Raw genomic sequence first — 14,840 nt, 5'->3', positions numbered from 1 at the left:
GGCCCGCCCGGGCGCTTCACCGGGCTCGCGTGGCGCGCGGGCCCCGTGCCGCGGATCGTGGCCCTCGCTCATGCCGGCGCCTCCATGGCCACCCGCAGCGCCGCTATGCCGCGCGAGCCGTACGCCTTCACCGACCCCAGCGAGATGCCGAGCGTCTCGGCGACCTGGGCCTCGGTCATGTCCGCGAAGTACCGCAGGACCAGGACCTCGCGCTGGCGGCGCTGGAGGCCCTTCATGGCCCGGATGAGGGAGTCGCGCTCCAGCTGGTCGTAGGCGCCTTCCTCGGCGCTGGCCATGTCGGGCATGGGCTTCGACAGCAGCTTCAGGCCGAGGATGCGGCGGCGCAGCGCCGAGCGGGAGAGGTTGACGACGGTCTGGCGCAGGTAGGCCAGCGTCTTCTCCGGGTCGCGGACGCGCTTGCGGGCCGAGTGGACGCGGATGAACGCCTCCTGGACGACGTCCTCGCAGGAGGCGGTGTCGTCGAGCAGGAGCGCGGCGAGCCCCAGCAGCGACCGGTAGTGCGTGCGGTAGGTCTCGGTGAGGTGGTCGACGGTGGTGCCCGCCGCCACGGCCTCCTCGGCGCCGTCGCGCTGACTCGGTATGCGGGCGGGCCGCGCTGCGGGCATGGGCGCGATCACCGGCATGCCACCGGCCGCGCCGGCCCCGCCGGAACGGACGGTCCGGCGAGGCGGCCGCAGGGCCGTGCCGCGCGACGCCACGCTGAAGTCGAGTACCTCTGCCACGCCAGTTGGACACGCGTCCCCCCACGAGGGTTGTACGTGCCGGGCGTCACGTCCGCGCCGGTTTCGGCGCACACCGCCGCGGCCGGCCGCGTTCTCGCGTCAGGCAGCACAACCGACGGCGCATCAAATGCCCTCATGCGTCCCGCTCTTCCCCTGAGTCCCATACGAACGGGCGTCCCCGCGCCCGCTCATCGGCGTCCCCACGCCTGAAATGAAGCGCTCCCACACCCCGGAAGGCGACCGCAAAGACGCTCCCCGCTCGCCGCGTGGTTGCGGGGAACGGGGAGGGAGTCCTCTGACGCCGCAGGGCCCGGTCGCGTGCGGTCCGGCACAGCTCCGGATCACACGCGGTCCACAGATCCTACAAACGTTTTCCGCTGGGGCCAGGGGTCTTCCGGCACCTGGAACGGGCCCGTGACCACCGGGGCACCGGTCGCCTCAGACCGACTCCGCCGCCACCAGCTCGGCGATCTGCACGGTGTTCAGCGCCGCGCCCTTGCGCAGGTTGTCCCCGCACACGAAGAGTTCGAGCGCCGTCGGGTCGTCCAGCGCCCGGCGGACCCGGCCGACCCAGGTGGGATCGGTGCCGACCGCGTCGGCGGGGGTGGGGAACTCCCCGGCCTCCGGGTTGTCGAACAGGACCACCCCGGGCGCCGTCGCGAGGATCTCCCGGGCCCTGCCGACGGTGACCTCGCCCTCGAACCGTGCGTGCACGGTCATCGAGTGGGTGGTGACCACGGGGACGCGCACGCACGTCACCGCCACCGGAAGCCGCGGCAGCCCGAGGATCTTGCGGGCCTCGTCCCGCACCTTCATCTCCTCCGAGGACCAGCCGTCCTCGCGCGGCGACCCGGCCCACGGTACGACGTTCAGCGCGACCGGCTCCGGGAACGGCCCGGTGTCGTCGCCGACGGCCCGCCGCAGGTCACCGGGGGCGGTCCCCAGTTCCGTGCCGGCCACCAGGGACAGCTGGCGCCGCAGGGTGTCCACGCCCGCGCGCCCGGCCCCGCTGACCGCCTGGTACGAGGAGACCACCAGCTCGCGCAGCCCGAACTCGGCGTGCAGCGCGCCCAGCGCGACGATCATGGACAGCGTCGTGCAGTCGGGGCCGGCGACGATCCCGCGCGGGCGCATCCGCACCGCGTGGGGGTTGACCTCGGGCACGACCAGCGGCACCTCGGGGTCCAGCCGGAACACGCCGGAGCCGTCGACCACGACCGCGCCCTTGGCGGCGGCGATCGGCGCCCACCGCCCGGCGACCTCGTCGGGTACGTCGAACAGGGCGACGTCGACCCCGTCGAGGGCCTCCTCGGTGAGGGCGGCCACCTCGGTCTCCTCGCCGCGGACGGCCAGCTTGCGGCCGGCCGAGCGCGGCGAGGCGAGCAGGCGGATCTCACCCCAGACGTCCGCGTGCTGGGACAGGATCTGGAGCATGACGGTGCCGACGACCCCGGTCGCTCCCACGACCGCGAGCGTCGGCCGCCCGGCCCGTGCGGGCCGTCCGCTCCCGGTCATCAGCGGCCGGTGCCTCCGTAGACGACGGCCTCGTCGCTGTCGGAGTCGAGCCCGAAGGCGGTGTGCACCGCGCGGACGGCCTCGGGGACGTCGTCCTTGCGGGTGACGACCGAGATACGGATCTCGGAGGTCGAGATCAGCTCGATGTTCACCCCGGCGTCGGAGAGCGCGGTGAAGAAGTCGGCGGTGACGCCCGGGTTGGTCTTCATACCCGCGCCGACCAGGGAGATCTTGCCGATCTGGTCGTCGTAGCGCAGGGAGTCGAAGCCGATCGCTCCCTTGTTCTTCTCCAGGGCGTCGATGGCCTTGCGGCCCTCGGTCTTGGGCAGCGTGAAGGAGATGTCCGTCAGACCGGTGGCGGCGGCGGACACGTTCTGCACGACCATGTCGATGTTGATCTCGGCGTTGGCGATCGTGCGGAAGATCGCGGCGGCCTCGCCCGGCTTGTCCGGCACGCCGACGACCGTGACCTTGGCCTCGGAGGTGTCGTGCGCGACACCGGAGATGATGGCCTGCTCCACCTGCTTGTCCCCTTGGTTGATCGGCTCGCTGCTGACCCAGGTGCCCTGGAGTCCGCTGAAGCTGGACCGGACATGGATCGGGATGTTGTACCGGCGGGCGTACTCCACACAGCGGTGGAGCAGCACCTTGGACCCGGAGGCGGCCAGTTCGAGCATGTCCTCGAACGAGATCCAGTCGATCTTCCGGGCCTTCTTCACCACACGCGGGTCGGCGGTGAACACACCGTCGACGTCGGTGTAGATCTCGCACACCTCGGCGTCCAGCGCCGCGGCGAGCGCGACGGCCGTGGTGTCGGAGCCACCGCGCCCCAGCGTGGTGATGTCCTTGGTGTCCTGGCTGACGCCCTGGAAACCGGCGACGATGGCGATGTTGCCCTCGTCCAGCGATTCGCGGATCCGGCCCGGCGTGACGTCGATGATCCGGGCTTTGTTGTGGACCGAGTCGGTGATGACACCTGCCTGGCTGCCGGTGAAGGACTGGGCCTCGTGGCCCAGGTTTTTGATCGCCATCGCCAGCAGGGCCATGGAGATCCGCTCCCCGGCGGTCAGCAGCATGTCGAGCTCGCGCCCGGCAGGAATGGGGGAAACCTGCTCGGCGAGATCGATCAGCTCGTCCGTCGTGTCGCCCATCGCGGAAACCACGGCGACCACCTGGTGGCCGTTCTTCTTGGCTTCCACGATCCGCTTGGCGACGCGCTTGATGCCCTCGGCATCGGCTACGGAGGAGCCTCCGTACTTCTGCACGACAAGGCCCACGTGCGCTCCTCGCTCAGTCCGTCTCTTGCCGCCCGTACGTCAGTGCAGAGCGGTCGGCTCAGTCTATCGAGCGTCCGAAAAACCCCTCCGTTATATCGCATGGTGAGATTTCCGGCGCCCGTTCAGGCAGGCTCATGCCCAGGAGGGCACCGGTCACTCGGAACGTGCCCGGTGTCACAGCCGTGGGCCCGTGCCGGGTGCGCCATGGGCCGTCGCGGGAGCCAGGCCGTCCAGGAAGCCGTTGAAGATTCACCGGACCGAGCCCCATGCCGATCGGACGCGGCGTCGTTAGCCCGAATGGACCGGCCGAATCCGGCCGGAACGACCCAGCGGAAGGAAGACAGTCGTCCCGCGCGTCTACTTGACCGGCCGCAGGCCCAGCGGTCCCGCGATCTCCTGGACCATCACGCGGCCGGCCTCCGCCTCCAGGATCTCGTCGCCGAGGTCCTGGTCGGTGTCGAGGCCGTCGAGTTCCTCCAGCGGCTGGTTCAGGCGGACGTGGGCGACGACCGACTGAAGGGCCCGCAGCGTCGCCGAGGCCGTGGAGCCCCAGTTGGAGAAGTAGGAGAACTGCCACCACCACAGGGCCTCCGTGGTGCGGCCCGCACGGTAGTGGACCATGCCGTGGCGCAGGTCGGTGATGACGTCGGCGAGGTCGTCGGAGATACGGGCGGGCACGGGCGCGCGGCGGGGCTCGTAGGGGTCGAAGACCTCGGAGTAGACGTCGACCGGGTCCAGGAGGCGGGCGAGGTTCTCGCGGAGTTGGTCCACGTCCGCCTCCGGGCCCGGATCGGGCTCGTAGCGCTCGTCGGGGACGATGTCCTCGTGGGCGCCCAGCCGGCCGCCGGCCAGCAGCAGCTGGGAGACCTCCAGGAGGAGGAAGGGGACCGCCGAGTCCGGCTCGTCGCCCTTGGCGACCTCCGTCACCGCGACCAGGAAGCTCTCGATCTGGTCCGCGATCTGGACCGCGAAGTCGTCCGGGTTCTGGTGGGTCGCGTGCAGCGTGGCGTCAGACATCTAGGAGTCGTCTCCCCTCGAAGGCGCGGCCGAGGGTCACCTCGTCCGCGTATTCCAGGTCGCCACCCACCGGGAGGCCGCTGGCCAGGCGGGTGACCTTCAGGCCCATGGGCTTGATCATGCGGGCGAGGTACGTGGCGGTGGCCTCGCCTTCCAGATTCGGGTCCGTGGCCAGGATGAGCTCCGTGACCGTCCCGTCGGCCAACCGCGCGAGAAGTTCCCGTATACGCAGGTCGTCGGGGCCCACGCCGTCGATCGGGCTGATCGCGCCGCCGAGGACGTGGTACCGGCCGCGGAACTCACGGGTGCGCTCGATCGCCACGACGTCCTTCGGTTCCTCGACGACGCAGATGACGGCCGGGTCGCGGCGGACGTCGCGGCAGATGGCGCACCGCTCCTCCTGCGCGACGTTGCCGCAGACCGCGCAGAAGCGGACCTTCGCCTTCACTTCCATGAGGGCCTGAGCGAGCCGCCGTACGTCGGCCGGTTCCGCCTGGAGGATGTGGAAGGCGATCCGCTGGGCGCTCTTCGGACCCACGCCGGGCAGCCGCCCCAGCTCGTCGATGAGGTCCTGGACCACGCCTTCGTACAACGGACTGCCGTCCTTCCTGGGGTTCCTTCAGTACGTACGGTAGTTGCCCGCGGACTGTCTTAGAAGGCAGCCCGCGGTGCCGGTTCAGAACGGCAGGCCGGGGATGCCGCTGCCGCCGCCCAGGCCCTGGGCGAGGGGGCCGAGCTTCTGCTGCTGGAGGGCCTGCGCGTTCTGGTTGGCCGCCTGGACGGCCGCGACGATCAGGTCGGCGAGGGTCTCGGTGTCCTCCGGGTCCACCGCCTTCGGGTCGATCTTGAGGGCCCGCAGCTCGCCGGCGCCGGTGACGGTGGCGTGCACCAGGCCGCCCCCCGCCTGTCCGTCGACCTCGGTGCGCGCCAGTTCCTCCTGCGCCCTGGCCAGGTCCTGCTGCATCTTCTGGGCCTGCTGGAGCAACTGCTGCATATTGGGCTGGCCACCACCGGGGATCACGATCAGCTCCTCTTCCGGCGCTCGTTCGGTACGGGTTTTTCCCGTTCGGCACGAGCCTACGTGGTCCGCGCGGCCCTCGCCCCAGCACTCTTTCGAGTGAGTCGGTCACCCGCCCTATACCTGATCAAGACCTCCTTCCGGGCGGAAAAGCGGCGGAACCGAGACCGTCGCCACCCATTGGGAGGTAGGAAGGGGGCCGGCGCGTCAGCCACAGGGGTCCTCAGGTGTTACGCGGGCGCGACAGGGTAGTCACGCACGGTGATCAGCGGATCTGTCGTGATCGGTAGGGAGTGCTGGTGGGTCAGCCGGAGATGCAGCCCGAGAGGACGCCGCATGACGGGGCGCAGGAGCGGCGCGACGAGGGGGCGGCCGGGCTCAGGCCGGGCGACCTGACCGGGCGGGAGCTCCCGCTCGGCGACTGGGGACAGCCCGCCGAGCGGCTGGACGAGCTGTACCGGTGGGTGGAGCGGGGGGCGCTGGACACGGCCGCCTGGTATCTCGCGGACCGGGTGTGGAAGCGGCGGGCGGCGCGGGCGCTGCGGTCGGGTGCCGCGCTGGGGGCGGTCACCGGGGCGGCGCTGCCGCTGCTGGACATGACGGGCGTGGTGGGCGGGGTCGCCCCCTGGGGGTACCTGGCGCTGCTGCTCGGGGTGGCGTGCGTGGCCGGGGACCGGTTCTTCGGGGTGACGTCGGGGTGGATGAGGGACGTGGCCACCGCGCAGGCGGTCCAGCGCCGGCTCCAGGCGTTGCAGTTCGACTGGGCCTCGGAGAGCGTCCGGGAGGTGCTCGGACCGGCCGAGGGGACGGCGAGCGAGGCGGCCGAGCGGTGCCTCGGGGTGCTGCGCCGGTTCTCGGAGGACGTGACCGAGCTGGTGCGCGCGGAGACGGCGGACTGGATGGTGGAGTTCCGGACCGGGTCGGCGCCGCTCGGGATCCAGTCGGCGGTGCCCGGCGGGCCCCGGCCGGAGCAGACGGCGGTCAACGGCCGGTTCGCCATCCCGCCGGGGACCGCGCGGCCGAACATGCCGCGGCAGCGGCCGCCGGAGCCGCGCTGAACCGGCCTGGCGGAGGAGCGGACGGCGCAGGACCGGCCGGCGGAGGAGCGGACCGCGCGGGCCCGCCGACGGTGGACGGGACCGCGCGGGCGGGCCGACGCAGGACCGGACCGCGCGGGCGGGCCGGCACAGGACCGGACCGCGCGGGCGGGCCGGTGGCAAGTCAGTCCCGCCGGTAGGTCAGGGTCTCGCCGGTCCCGGTGTTCACGCGCTGGAGCCCGCCGTCCGGCAGCAGGGTGACCCGGGTGGGCCCGCCCGGCGCGCAGGAGGACCGGGGCCGTCCCGTGGTCACGGTGGACGGGCCGACGGCCAGCGGGCCGTCCGGGCCGGGGGCGGCCGTCAGCTCGGCCTCGAACACGCAGTGGTAGGTGCCGTCCCCGGCGGGACCGTCCGCGACGAGCGACAGCACCGGGTCGCCCGCCTCGCCCTGCCGGATGGTCAGCCGCCGGGTGTGGTGGCCGGCCGCGTTGTCGATGGTCGTCGTCCAGGTGCCCAGGTAGCCGTCCGGTACGGCGCCCTCCGCCGCCGTGGTGGCCGGGCGGCCGCCGGTCTGCGCCGGGGACGGGACGCCGGGCGCGTCCGGGCCGGGCGTCGTGGGCGCGCCGGTGGCCGGGGCGGTCGTGCGGCCGCCGTCCGGACGGTCGTCCTGGCCGCCGCTCATCAGCGCGTACACCGTCCCGCCCGCGGCGAGCGCGACGACGACGGCGACCGCGACGAGCAGCGCGGTGGCGCGGCCGCTCGGCCGCGGCTCGTGCGGCGCGGGGCCGGCGGGCGGGGGCCCGTACGGAGCCGGGTACGGCTGCCGGTACGGCTCCGGGGCGCCGGGCGCCGTGCCCCAGGCGCCGGGCGCGGCGGGCTGGGGGTGGGGCTGCGGATGACCGTGGGCCGCCGGGTGGGCGGGCGGCGGCGGGGCCGGGCTGTTCCGGCCGGCGGTCGCCGGGGGGAGGCCGTTCAGCGGTGCGCCGGCGCCGGACGGGCCGGGGGGCTGGTGCGGGCCGCCGTCCTCGGGGGCGGGCGCGTGTTCGGGCGCGGTGCCGCCGCCCGGCGCCGCGCCGACCACCGTCCCGTTGCGGGGCGCGGCGTCGCCGCCCGGACCCGCCCTCGGCCCTTCGGGATGCTCGGTGTCCGGCAGCCGTACCGCGTGCCGCCCGAGCTGGGCCACCAGGGCGCTCGGCAGCCACGGTTCGCGCGACCGGCCGTCCACCACGGTGTCCTGGGCGCCGGTGTGCTCCAGGACGGCGTCGAGAGTGGGCCGGGCGGCCGGGTCCTTCCGCAGGCAGGCGCGGACGAGGTCGGCGATGCCCTCGGGAACGCCGTCGAGGTCGGGTTCCTCCTGGGCGATGCGGAACATCAGGGCGTGCGCCCCGCTGTCGCCGGTGCCGAAGGGCAGGGCGCCGGTGGCGGCGTAGGCGAGCACCGAGCCGAGGCAGAAGACGTCGGACGCGGGCGTGACGCGGTCGCCGCGCACCTGCTCGGGCGCCATGAAGCCGGGCGAGCCGACGAGCGCGCCGGTCCGGGTCAGGCCCCCGTCGGTCACGGTCCGCAGCGCCCGCGCGATGCCGAAGTCGATGACGCGCGGGCCGTCGATCGTCACCAGCACGTTGGACGGCTTCAGGTCGCGGTGCACGATCCCGGCGGCGTGGATGTCCTTGAGCGCGTGCGCGAGCCCGGCGGCGAGGATTCGCACCGACCGTTCCGGCAGCGCCCCGTGGTCGTGCCCGACGACCCGCTGGAGGCTGGGCCCGGCCACGTATCCGGTGGCCACCCACGGCACGGCGGCCTCGGTGTCGGCGTCCAGCACCGGCGCGGTCCAGGGCCCGCCGACCCGGCGCGCGGCCCGCACCTCCTGCCGGAACCGCGCCCGGAACTCCTCCCGCGCGGCCAGTTCCTCGCGCACCAGCTTCACGGCGACCGTGCGCCCCCGGTCCGAGCGGGCCAGATAGACGGACCCCATCCCGCCGGCGCCGAGCCGCGCCAGCAGCCGGTAGGCACCGATGCGCTGCGGGTCCCCGGGCCCCAGCCTCTCCATCGCCTGCCGCCTTCCCCCCAGTGAGCAACGGGTCGAGAATAGTGCGGGCCCCGGACCCGCAGGGCCGGACGCCGTTCTACGGTTCCCTAAGAGGCCCCTTCCGGACAGGCCCCTTCCGGACAGGAGTCTTCCGGGCAGGAGTCTTCCGGCCGGACGGTTCCGTCTCCGCCGGTGGCCCGATCTCGTCGAGCACGGCGGCCAGCCGTTCCAGCGCGCGGACCGCCTCGGCGAGCTCCGCCCCCCGTACGCCTCGGCCAGCCGGCCGGCGAAGGCGGCGTGGCCCGGGCCGACGCGCGCCACGGCGTCCCGGCCCGCCGCGGTCGGGGCGAGGAGCTTGGCACGGCGGTGGGCCGGGTTGGTCCGGTACTCGGCCAGGCCCCGCTCCACCAGCAGATCGGCGACGCGCTGCACGCTCTGAGCCGACCCCTCCCGCCGTGAGCGGCCGACAACGTGTCGCGGAAAGCTCCGGACCGCAGACAGGACGCCGATGTCGTGTCCGCAGTGCGGACACCTACGCTCGGGCGCATGACCCCTCAGCTCCCTCAGCCCAGCCCCGAGGCCAGCGCGGCCGTCAAGGCCGCGGACCGCGCCCATGTGTTCCACTCCTGGTCCGCGCAGGAGCTCATCGACCCCCTCGCCGTCGCCGGCGCCGAAGGGTCGTACTTCTGGGACTACGACGGCAACCGCTACCTCGACTTCACCAGCGGCCTGGTCTTCACCAACATCGGCTACCAGCACCCGAAGGTCGTCGCCGCGATCCAGGAGCAGGCGGCGAAGATGACGACCTTCGCGCCCGCGTTCGCCGTCGAGGCGCGGTCCGAGGCGGCCCGGCTGATCGCCGAGCGGACGCCCGGCGACCTGGACAAGATCTTCTTCACCAACGCCGGCGCGGACGCCGTCGAGCACGCGGTGCGCATGGCCCGGCTGCACACGGGCCGGCCCAAGGTGCTGTCGGCGTACCGCTCCTACCACGGCGGCACCCAGCAGGCGATCAACGTCACCGGTGACCCGCGCCGCTGGGCCAGCGACAGCGGCGCGGCCGGCGTCGTCCACTTCTGGGCGCCCTTCCTCTACCGCTCCCGCTTCTACGCCGAGACCGAGGAGCAGGAGTGCGCGCGGGCGCTGGAGCACCTGGAGACGACGATCGTCTTCGAGGGGCCGCAGACCGTCGCCGCCATCGTCCTGGAGACGATCCCGGGCACGGCGGGCATCATGGTGCCGCCGCCCGGCTACCTCGCCGGGGTGCGCGAGCTCTGCGACAAGTACGGCATCGTCTTCGTCCTCGACGAGGTGATGGCGGGCTTCGGGCGGACCGGCACGTGGTTCGCGGCGGACCTGTTCGGCGTCACGCCCGACCTGATGACCTTCGCCAAGGGCGTGAACTCCGGCTATGTGCCGCTGGGCGGCGTCGCCATCTCGCGGCGGATCGCGGAGACGTTCGCCAAGCGGCCCTACCCCGGCGGGCTGACCTACTCCGGTCACCCGCTCGCCTGCGCGGCGGCCGTCGCGACGATCGAGGTGATGGCCGAGGAGGGCGTCGTGGAGCACGCCGCGCGGCTCGGGTCCGAGGTCGTGGAGCCGGGGCTGCGGGAGCTGGCGCGGCGCCACCCGAGCGTGGGCGAGGTGCGCGGCACCGGCATGTTCTGGGCACTGGAGCTGGTGAAGAACAGGGAGACCCGCGAGCCGCTGGTGCCGTACAACGCCGCCGGTGCGGCCAACGCGCCGATGGCCGCGTTCGCCGCCGCCGCCAAGGCGCACGGCGTGTGGCCGTTCGTGAACATGAACCGGACGCACATCGTGCCGCCGTGCAACGTGAGCGAGGCGGAGCTGAAGGAGGGCCTGACGGCGCTGGACGCGGCGCTGGCCGTGGCGGACGAGTACACCGACTAGCCTCGCGTCCCCTCCGGCCGCGCCCGGACGCGTAAGGTGGCGTGCTCGTAGACGTATGGCACGCGCGTACGACACGCCTGTGCGATACGGCGTGAGCGGCATCCGCGCCCGCCCGCGCACGCCACCCGACGCGACGAGGAGACCCCCGACCATGCCCGGTCCCCGCGGCACCGGCGCCGTGACGCGCAGCACCCTGCGCCAGCAGATCGCCGACGCCCTCCGTGACGAGGTGCTCGCGGGACGGCTCCAGCCCGGGCAGGAGTTCACGGTGAAGGAGATCGCCGAGCAGTACGGCGTCTCCGCCACCCCCGTCCGGGAGGCCCTCGTCGACCTGTCCGCGCAGGGGCTGCTCGACGCCGACCAGCACCGCGGCTTCCGGGTGCACGAGTACTCGCTGGACGACTTCCGGGGCATCGTGGAGGCCCGCGGGCTCGTCATCGACGGGATGTTCCACGCCATCGGCGACGGCCGGCTCAGCCGGCTGCGGTCCGGGGAGGCCCGGGCCACCGCCGCCCTCGCCGGGGTCCGGCGGCGCGGCGAGGAGGCCCAGCGGGCCGCGGGCGCCGGGGACCTGACCGTCCTCATCGGCTACGACCTGCGTTTCTGGCGCGAGTTGAGCGCCCTGTTCGGCAACCCCTACCTCTCCGACTTCCTGCACCGGCTGCGCGTGCAGAGCTGGGTGTGCGCGGTGCAGCACCTGCGCCGGATGCGCGATCTGCGGGGTGAGTTGTGGTGCGGCCACACGGAACTGGTGGACGCCCTGTCGCGCCGTGACACCGCCGCCGCCCGCGCGATCATCGACGCCTACAACGCCCACTCCCTCGCCCTGGTCGAGCGGCTCGCCGGCGGATGAGCGGCCCGGGCGCGTCGTGACCCGGCGCCGTGCGGGTATGGGACCCGTACGGGGGGAGTCACCCTCGCGCCGCACCGATTACGCTTCCATGACCACCGTGCCGTGTGAGGAGTCCTCTTTTGGCCTGTGACCTGTGGCTGGTACCGCTCGTCGACGTTCTGTGCCACACCCCGGACAACCCGTTCGCCGAGGAACTCGCGGAATACAACCGGGTGCTGGCCGAGGCCGGGCTGCCGCCGGTCCCGGTGTACCAGTACATGCCGGGCCTGTCGGGCGAGGTCGCCCCGGTCGCCGGTTTCGACTACGACGCGCTGCACTTCCTGCGCCGCGCCTACCTGCTCCACGTGTGCGGCCTTCCGGTGACGCCGGTCGGAGAACTCGGCGGCGACTACGAGCAGTTGCTGGAGATGTTCGAGGCGACGGCCCAGCAGTCGCACCTCGTCTGGCACTACGACCACGCGGGCGCCTACGTCCCGGTGGACTTCCCGCACCCGCTGTCCAGCGACGAACTCCTGGCCGGCGGAGGCCCGTTGGGTTCCTCCCAGGCCCTGCTGCGGGAGCTGGAGCACGTGGCCCCGGCGATCGGCATCGACCCGGCCAATCCCCCGGCGGCCCCGCAGCCGCCGCTCGCCCCCACGGAGCTGGAGGAACCCGCCGTACCCGCCCCGTACGACCCGAGCCCCTTCGCCCGCGAGCGGCACGTGTGGCTGGGCCTGCACGCGGCGGCGACGCGGAGCCTGGCGCAGGGGTCGATGATCGTGTTCAGCTGAGGGCACGGGCAGCGCGGTTCGGCGCCTCACCGCCCACCGTGCGCGGATAGCGCCAGCGCGCGAGAGCGCGCTGGCGGTCGGGTGGGCCACTTCTCGCCAGGATCAAGGCCGCCGAGCGGATGCGGTGGTCGGTGGCCATCAGATCGCAGCATCCGGCGTCACTGCTTCCGGAATGACAAGTGGCCCGACCTGATCGGTCACGAGCTTCCCGAGCGCTGGGCGTATCGCCTGTCCTACGGCGAAGAACAGTGAAAGGGGCGGTCGGCGTTTCTCTGCGCGCCGACCGCCCCTTCAGGCGTTCAGGGGCCCTGGGAGGGGCCCCTGAGACGGGTTACAGGAACGAGTTGATCTCGATCGTCTCGTCGCGGCCCGGGCCCACGCCGATCGCCGAGATCGGGGCGCCGGACATCTCCTCCAGCGCCTTGACGTACGCCTGGGCGTTCTTCGGCAGGTCGGAGAAGGACTTCGCCTTGCTGATGTCCTCGGACCAGCCGGGCAGCATCTCGTACACCGGCTTCGCGTGGTGGAAGTCCGACTGCGAGTACGGGAGCTCCTCGACGCGCTTGCCGTCGATCTCGTAGGCGACGCAGACCGGGATCTGCTCCCAGCCGGTGAGGACGTCCAGCTTGGTGAGGAAGAAGTCCGTCAGGCCGTTCACGCGGGTCGCGTAGCGGGCGATCACGGCGTCGAACCAGCCGCAGCGGCGGTCGCGGCCCGTGGTCACGCCCCGCTCGCCGCCGATGCGGCGCAGCGCCTCGCCGTCCTCGTCGAACAGCTCCGTCGGGAACGGGCCGGCGCCGACGCGGGTGGTGTACGCCTTCAGGATGCCGATGACGCGGCTGATCCGGGTCGGGCCGACGCCGGCGCCGGTGCAGGCACCGCCCGAGGTCGGGTTGGAGGAGGTGACGAACGGATACGTGCCGTGGTCGATGTCGAGCAGGGTGCCCTGCCCGCCCTCGAACAGCACGACCTTGTCCTCGTCCAGCGCCTTGTTCAGGATCAGGACGGTGTCGGCGACGTACGGCTTGATCTGCTCGGCGTAGCCCAGCAGCTCCTCGACCACCTGGCCCACGGCGATGGCGCGCCGGTTGTACAGCTTGGTGAGGAGCTGGTTCTTGACGTCGAGGGCCGCCTCGACCTTCTGGGTCAGGATCGACTCGTCGTACAGGTCCTGCACCCGGATGCCGACGCGGTTGATCTTGTCCGCGTAGGTCGGGCCGATGCCCCGGCCGGTGGTGCCGATCTTCCGCTTGCCGAGGAAGCGTTCCGTCACCTTGTCGACGGTGACGTTGTACGACGTGATGATGTGAGCGTTGCCGCTGATCAGGAGCTTGGACGTGTCGACGCCACGCTCGTTCAGACCGCTCAGCTCGGAGAGCAGGACCGACGGGTCGACGACGACGCCGTTGCCGATGACCGGCGTGCAGCCGGGGGACAGGATTCCGGAAGGGAGCAGGTGGAGGGCGTACTTCTGGTCACCCACCACTACCGTGTGGCCGGCGTTGTTGCCGCCCTGGTAGCGCACGACATAGTCCACCGAGCCACCGAGCAGGTCGGTGGCCTTTCCCTTGCCTTCGTCACCCCACTGAGCACCGAGCAGCACAAGTGCGGGCACGCGCGTACACCCCTTCCGGGTGGGGCATGTCCAGGGTCAGGGGCGTACGCGGAGGGTGTCCTGCCGCGTGCACCGCGACCGTCGTTGGCCGCTGACCGTCGGACCCGGATGCCCCGGAATAGACGAAGCCCCTGGCGCAATAGCGCAAGGGGCTCTTGCACAAAGATGCTACCCGAGGAAGCGAGGCATGGCCGAGGTGGCGACTTCCGCGACGCCCGATCAGCTGCTGGTGGTCATCGACCCGGTCGCCCGGAGGACGGATGGTGAGTCCGTCAGAATCGCGAAAGACGTGCTCGGCGCGGGTGCGCGCATGAAGCTGTGCCTGCCGGAGGGCCCGGAGGAGTTCGCCCGGGCGCTGCGGCGGCGGGGCGCGCGGCGGCCGGTGGTCGTCGGTGACGACCGGACGCTGCTGCGGGCGGTGACGGTGCTGCACCGGCAGCGGGAGCTGGCGGCGTGCGCCCTGTCGGTGGTGCCGGTCGGCCCGGAGCTGGATCTCGTCCGCTCCCTCGGCGTTCCGGCCGGGGCGGTGGCGGCGGCGCGGGCGGCGCTGGACGGCACCGAGCGGCGGATGGACCTGCTGGTCGACGACAGCGACGGAGTGGTGCTGGGCACGGTGGGCATCCCGCCGCTGGACGACGCCGGGCCGGAGGCGTCCCCCGCGGTGCCCGCCCGGCCCTGGCGGCGGACGTGCCGCTCCCTGGTGCGGACGCTGACGGCCGCCCGGCCCGCCCGGCCCGTCCCCCTGGCCGGCCCGGGGCCCTCCCGGCTGCGGGTGGAGGTCGACGGCCAGACCCTGGTCGACCTGGACCAGCCGGTGGCCGGGGTGTCGCTGACGCCGGGGGACGCCGGGCTGGCCGAGGTGGTGGTGCGGCCGGTGTCGGTGGGCGCGGAGGCGTCGCCGCTGACGGCGGCGGGCCGGACGGTGACGGTGTCGGGGGCGCACTTCCGCTACCGCGCGGACGCGGTGGTCTCGGGGCCGGTAGGGACCCGGACGTGGGTGGTGCGGGAGGGCGCCTGGGGGCTTCGGCTGCCGGACTGAGCGGCGGGGACGGAAC

Annotated in this window: 13 protein-coding genes; 5 read left to right on the top strand and 8 right to left on the bottom strand. The window is 73.0% G+C overall.

Going from position 1 to position 14,840, the window contains the following annotated elements; translation table 11 throughout:
• Positions 1-68: 68 nt before the first annotated feature.
• The 6 genes from AB0L74_RS12820 to AB0L74_RS12795 all read right to left on the bottom strand — a co-directional run bounded on the left by AB0L74_RS12820 (position 69) and on the right by AB0L74_RS12795 (position 5,573).
• Positions 69-644, bottom strand: a complete 576-nt coding sequence (locus tag AB0L74_RS12820; protein ID WP_365650057.1) for a SigE family RNA polymerase sigma factor — start codon at positions 642-644, stop codon at positions 69-71.
• Between the two features lie 537 nt (positions 645-1,181).
• Positions 1,182-2,258, bottom strand: coding sequence for an aspartate-semialdehyde dehydrogenase (locus AB0L74_RS12815; RefSeq protein ID WP_365649612.1), 1,077 nt, complete (start codon positions 2,256-2,258; stop codon positions 1,182-1,184).
• Entirely contained in the window at positions 2,258-3,535 is a 1,278-nt protein-coding gene (locus tag AB0L74_RS12810) for an aspartate kinase (protein WP_365649609.1), read from the bottom strand. Before AB0L74_RS12810 ends, AB0L74_RS12815 begins: the two co-directional genes overlap by 1 nt.
• A 357-nt stretch (positions 3,536-3,892) precedes the next feature.
• Complete coding sequence (locus AB0L74_RS12805; protein ID WP_365649606.1) at positions 3,893-4,552, bottom strand: DUF5063 domain-containing protein; 660 nt, start codon at positions 4,550-4,552, stop codon at positions 3,893-3,895.
• Positions 4,545-5,144, bottom strand: a complete 600-nt coding sequence (gene recR / locus AB0L74_RS12800) for a recombination mediator RecR (protein ID WP_029381674.1) — start codon at positions 5,142-5,144, stop codon at positions 4,545-4,547. Before recR ends, AB0L74_RS12805 begins: the two co-directional genes overlap by 8 nt.
• Before the next feature lie 84 nt (positions 5,145-5,228).
• Positions 5,229-5,573 (bottom strand): YbaB/EbfC family nucleoid-associated protein, encoded by a 345-nt coding sequence (locus AB0L74_RS12795; RefSeq protein ID WP_365649602.1) that lies wholly within the window; start codon positions 5,571-5,573, stop codon positions 5,229-5,231.
• Positions 5,574-5,869: 296 nt separating this feature from the next.
• On the opposite strand from AB0L74_RS12795, the gene AB0L74_RS12790 reads away from it, so the two are divergent.
• Complete coding sequence (locus AB0L74_RS12790) at positions 5,870-6,628, top strand: SLATT domain-containing protein (protein ID WP_365649600.1); 759 nt, start codon at positions 5,870-5,872, stop codon at positions 6,626-6,628.
• Between the two features lie 163 nt (positions 6,629-6,791).
• Here AB0L74_RS12790 and AB0L74_RS12785 read toward each other — a convergent pair whose 3' ends face one another.
• Positions 6,792-8,657 carry a protein kinase gene (locus tag AB0L74_RS12785; protein WP_365649599.1) on the bottom strand — a complete coding sequence of 622 codons (1,866 nt, stop codon included), beginning with the start codon at positions 8,655-8,657 and terminating at the stop codon, positions 6,792-6,794.
• Positions 8,658-9,182: 525 nt separating this feature from the next.
• Here AB0L74_RS12785 and AB0L74_RS12780 point away from each other — a divergent pair.
• The 3 genes from AB0L74_RS12780 (at position 9,183) to AB0L74_RS12770 (ending at position 12,170) form a co-directional block, all read left to right on the top strand.
• The gene (locus AB0L74_RS12780) at positions 9,183-10,547 is read left to right on the top strand and encodes an aspartate aminotransferase family protein (protein WP_365649597.1); all 1,365 of its coding nucleotides are present in this window, start codon (positions 9,183-9,185) and stop codon (positions 10,545-10,547) included.
• Positions 10,548-10,698: 151 nt separating this feature from the next.
• A complete protein-coding gene (locus AB0L74_RS12775) occupies positions 10,699-11,400 on the top strand; it encodes a GntR family transcriptional regulator (RefSeq protein WP_365649595.1) in 702 nt (233 codons plus the stop codon).
• Between the two features lie 119 nt (positions 11,401-11,519).
• The gene (locus AB0L74_RS12770) at positions 11,520-12,170 is read left to right on the top strand and encodes a hypothetical protein (protein ID WP_365649593.1); all 651 of its coding nucleotides are present in this window, start codon (positions 11,520-11,522) and stop codon (positions 12,168-12,170) included.
• A gap of 331 nt (positions 12,171-12,501) precedes the next feature.
• Here the strand turns inward: AB0L74_RS12770 and AB0L74_RS12765 are convergent, their stop codons facing one another.
• Entirely contained in the window at positions 12,502-13,785 is a 1,284-nt protein-coding gene (locus AB0L74_RS12765) for an adenylosuccinate synthase (RefSeq protein ID WP_365649591.1), read from the bottom strand.
• A 187-nt stretch (positions 13,786-13,972) separates the two neighbouring features.
• Here AB0L74_RS12765 and AB0L74_RS12760 point away from each other — a divergent pair, with 187 nt between their 5' ends.
• On the top strand, positions 13,973-14,824 hold the full coding sequence (locus AB0L74_RS12760) for a diacylglycerol kinase family protein (protein WP_365649589.1): 852 nt from the start codon (positions 13,973-13,975) through the stop codon (positions 14,822-14,824).
• The last annotated feature ends 16 nt before the right edge of the window (positions 14,825-14,840 follow it).

The sequence above is a fragment of the Streptomyces sp. NPDC052020 genome (assembly GCF_040680575.1).
GTDB lineage: Bacteria > Actinomycetota > Actinomycetes > Streptomycetales > Streptomycetaceae > Streptomyces.
The sequence above is the reverse complement of the archived record's forward strand: the minus strand, read 5'-3'. Positions and strand labels throughout refer to the sequence as shown.

Excerpts from the sequence above, each read along its gene's own strand:
- AB0L74_RS12815 (WP_365649612.1), bottom strand. The coding sequence starts at position 2,258 with ATGACCGGGAGCGGACGGCCCGCACGGGCCGGGCGGCCGACGCTCGCG.
- AB0L74_RS12780 (WP_365649597.1), top strand. The coding sequence starts at position 9,183 with ATGACCCCTCAGCTCCCTCAGCCCAGCCCCGAGGCCAGCGCGGCCGTC.
- AB0L74_RS12820 (WP_365650057.1), bottom strand. The coding sequence starts at position 644 with ATGCCGGTGATCGCGCCCATGCCCGCAGCGCGGCCCGCCCGCATACCG.
- AB0L74_RS12760 (WP_365649589.1), top strand. The coding sequence starts at position 13,973 with ATGGCCGAGGTGGCGACTTCCGCGACGCCCGATCAGCTGCTGGTGGTC.
- AB0L74_RS12805 (WP_365649606.1), bottom strand. The coding sequence starts at position 4,552 with ATGTCTGACGCCACGCTGCACGCGACCCACCAGAACCCGGACGACTTC.
- AB0L74_RS12775 (WP_365649595.1), top strand. The coding sequence starts at position 10,699 with ATGCCCGGTCCCCGCGGCACCGGCGCCGTGACGCGCAGCACCCTGCGC.
- AB0L74_RS12785 (WP_365649599.1), bottom strand. The coding sequence starts at position 8,657 with ATGGAGAGGCTGGGGCCCGGGGACCCGCAGCGCATCGGTGCCTACCGG.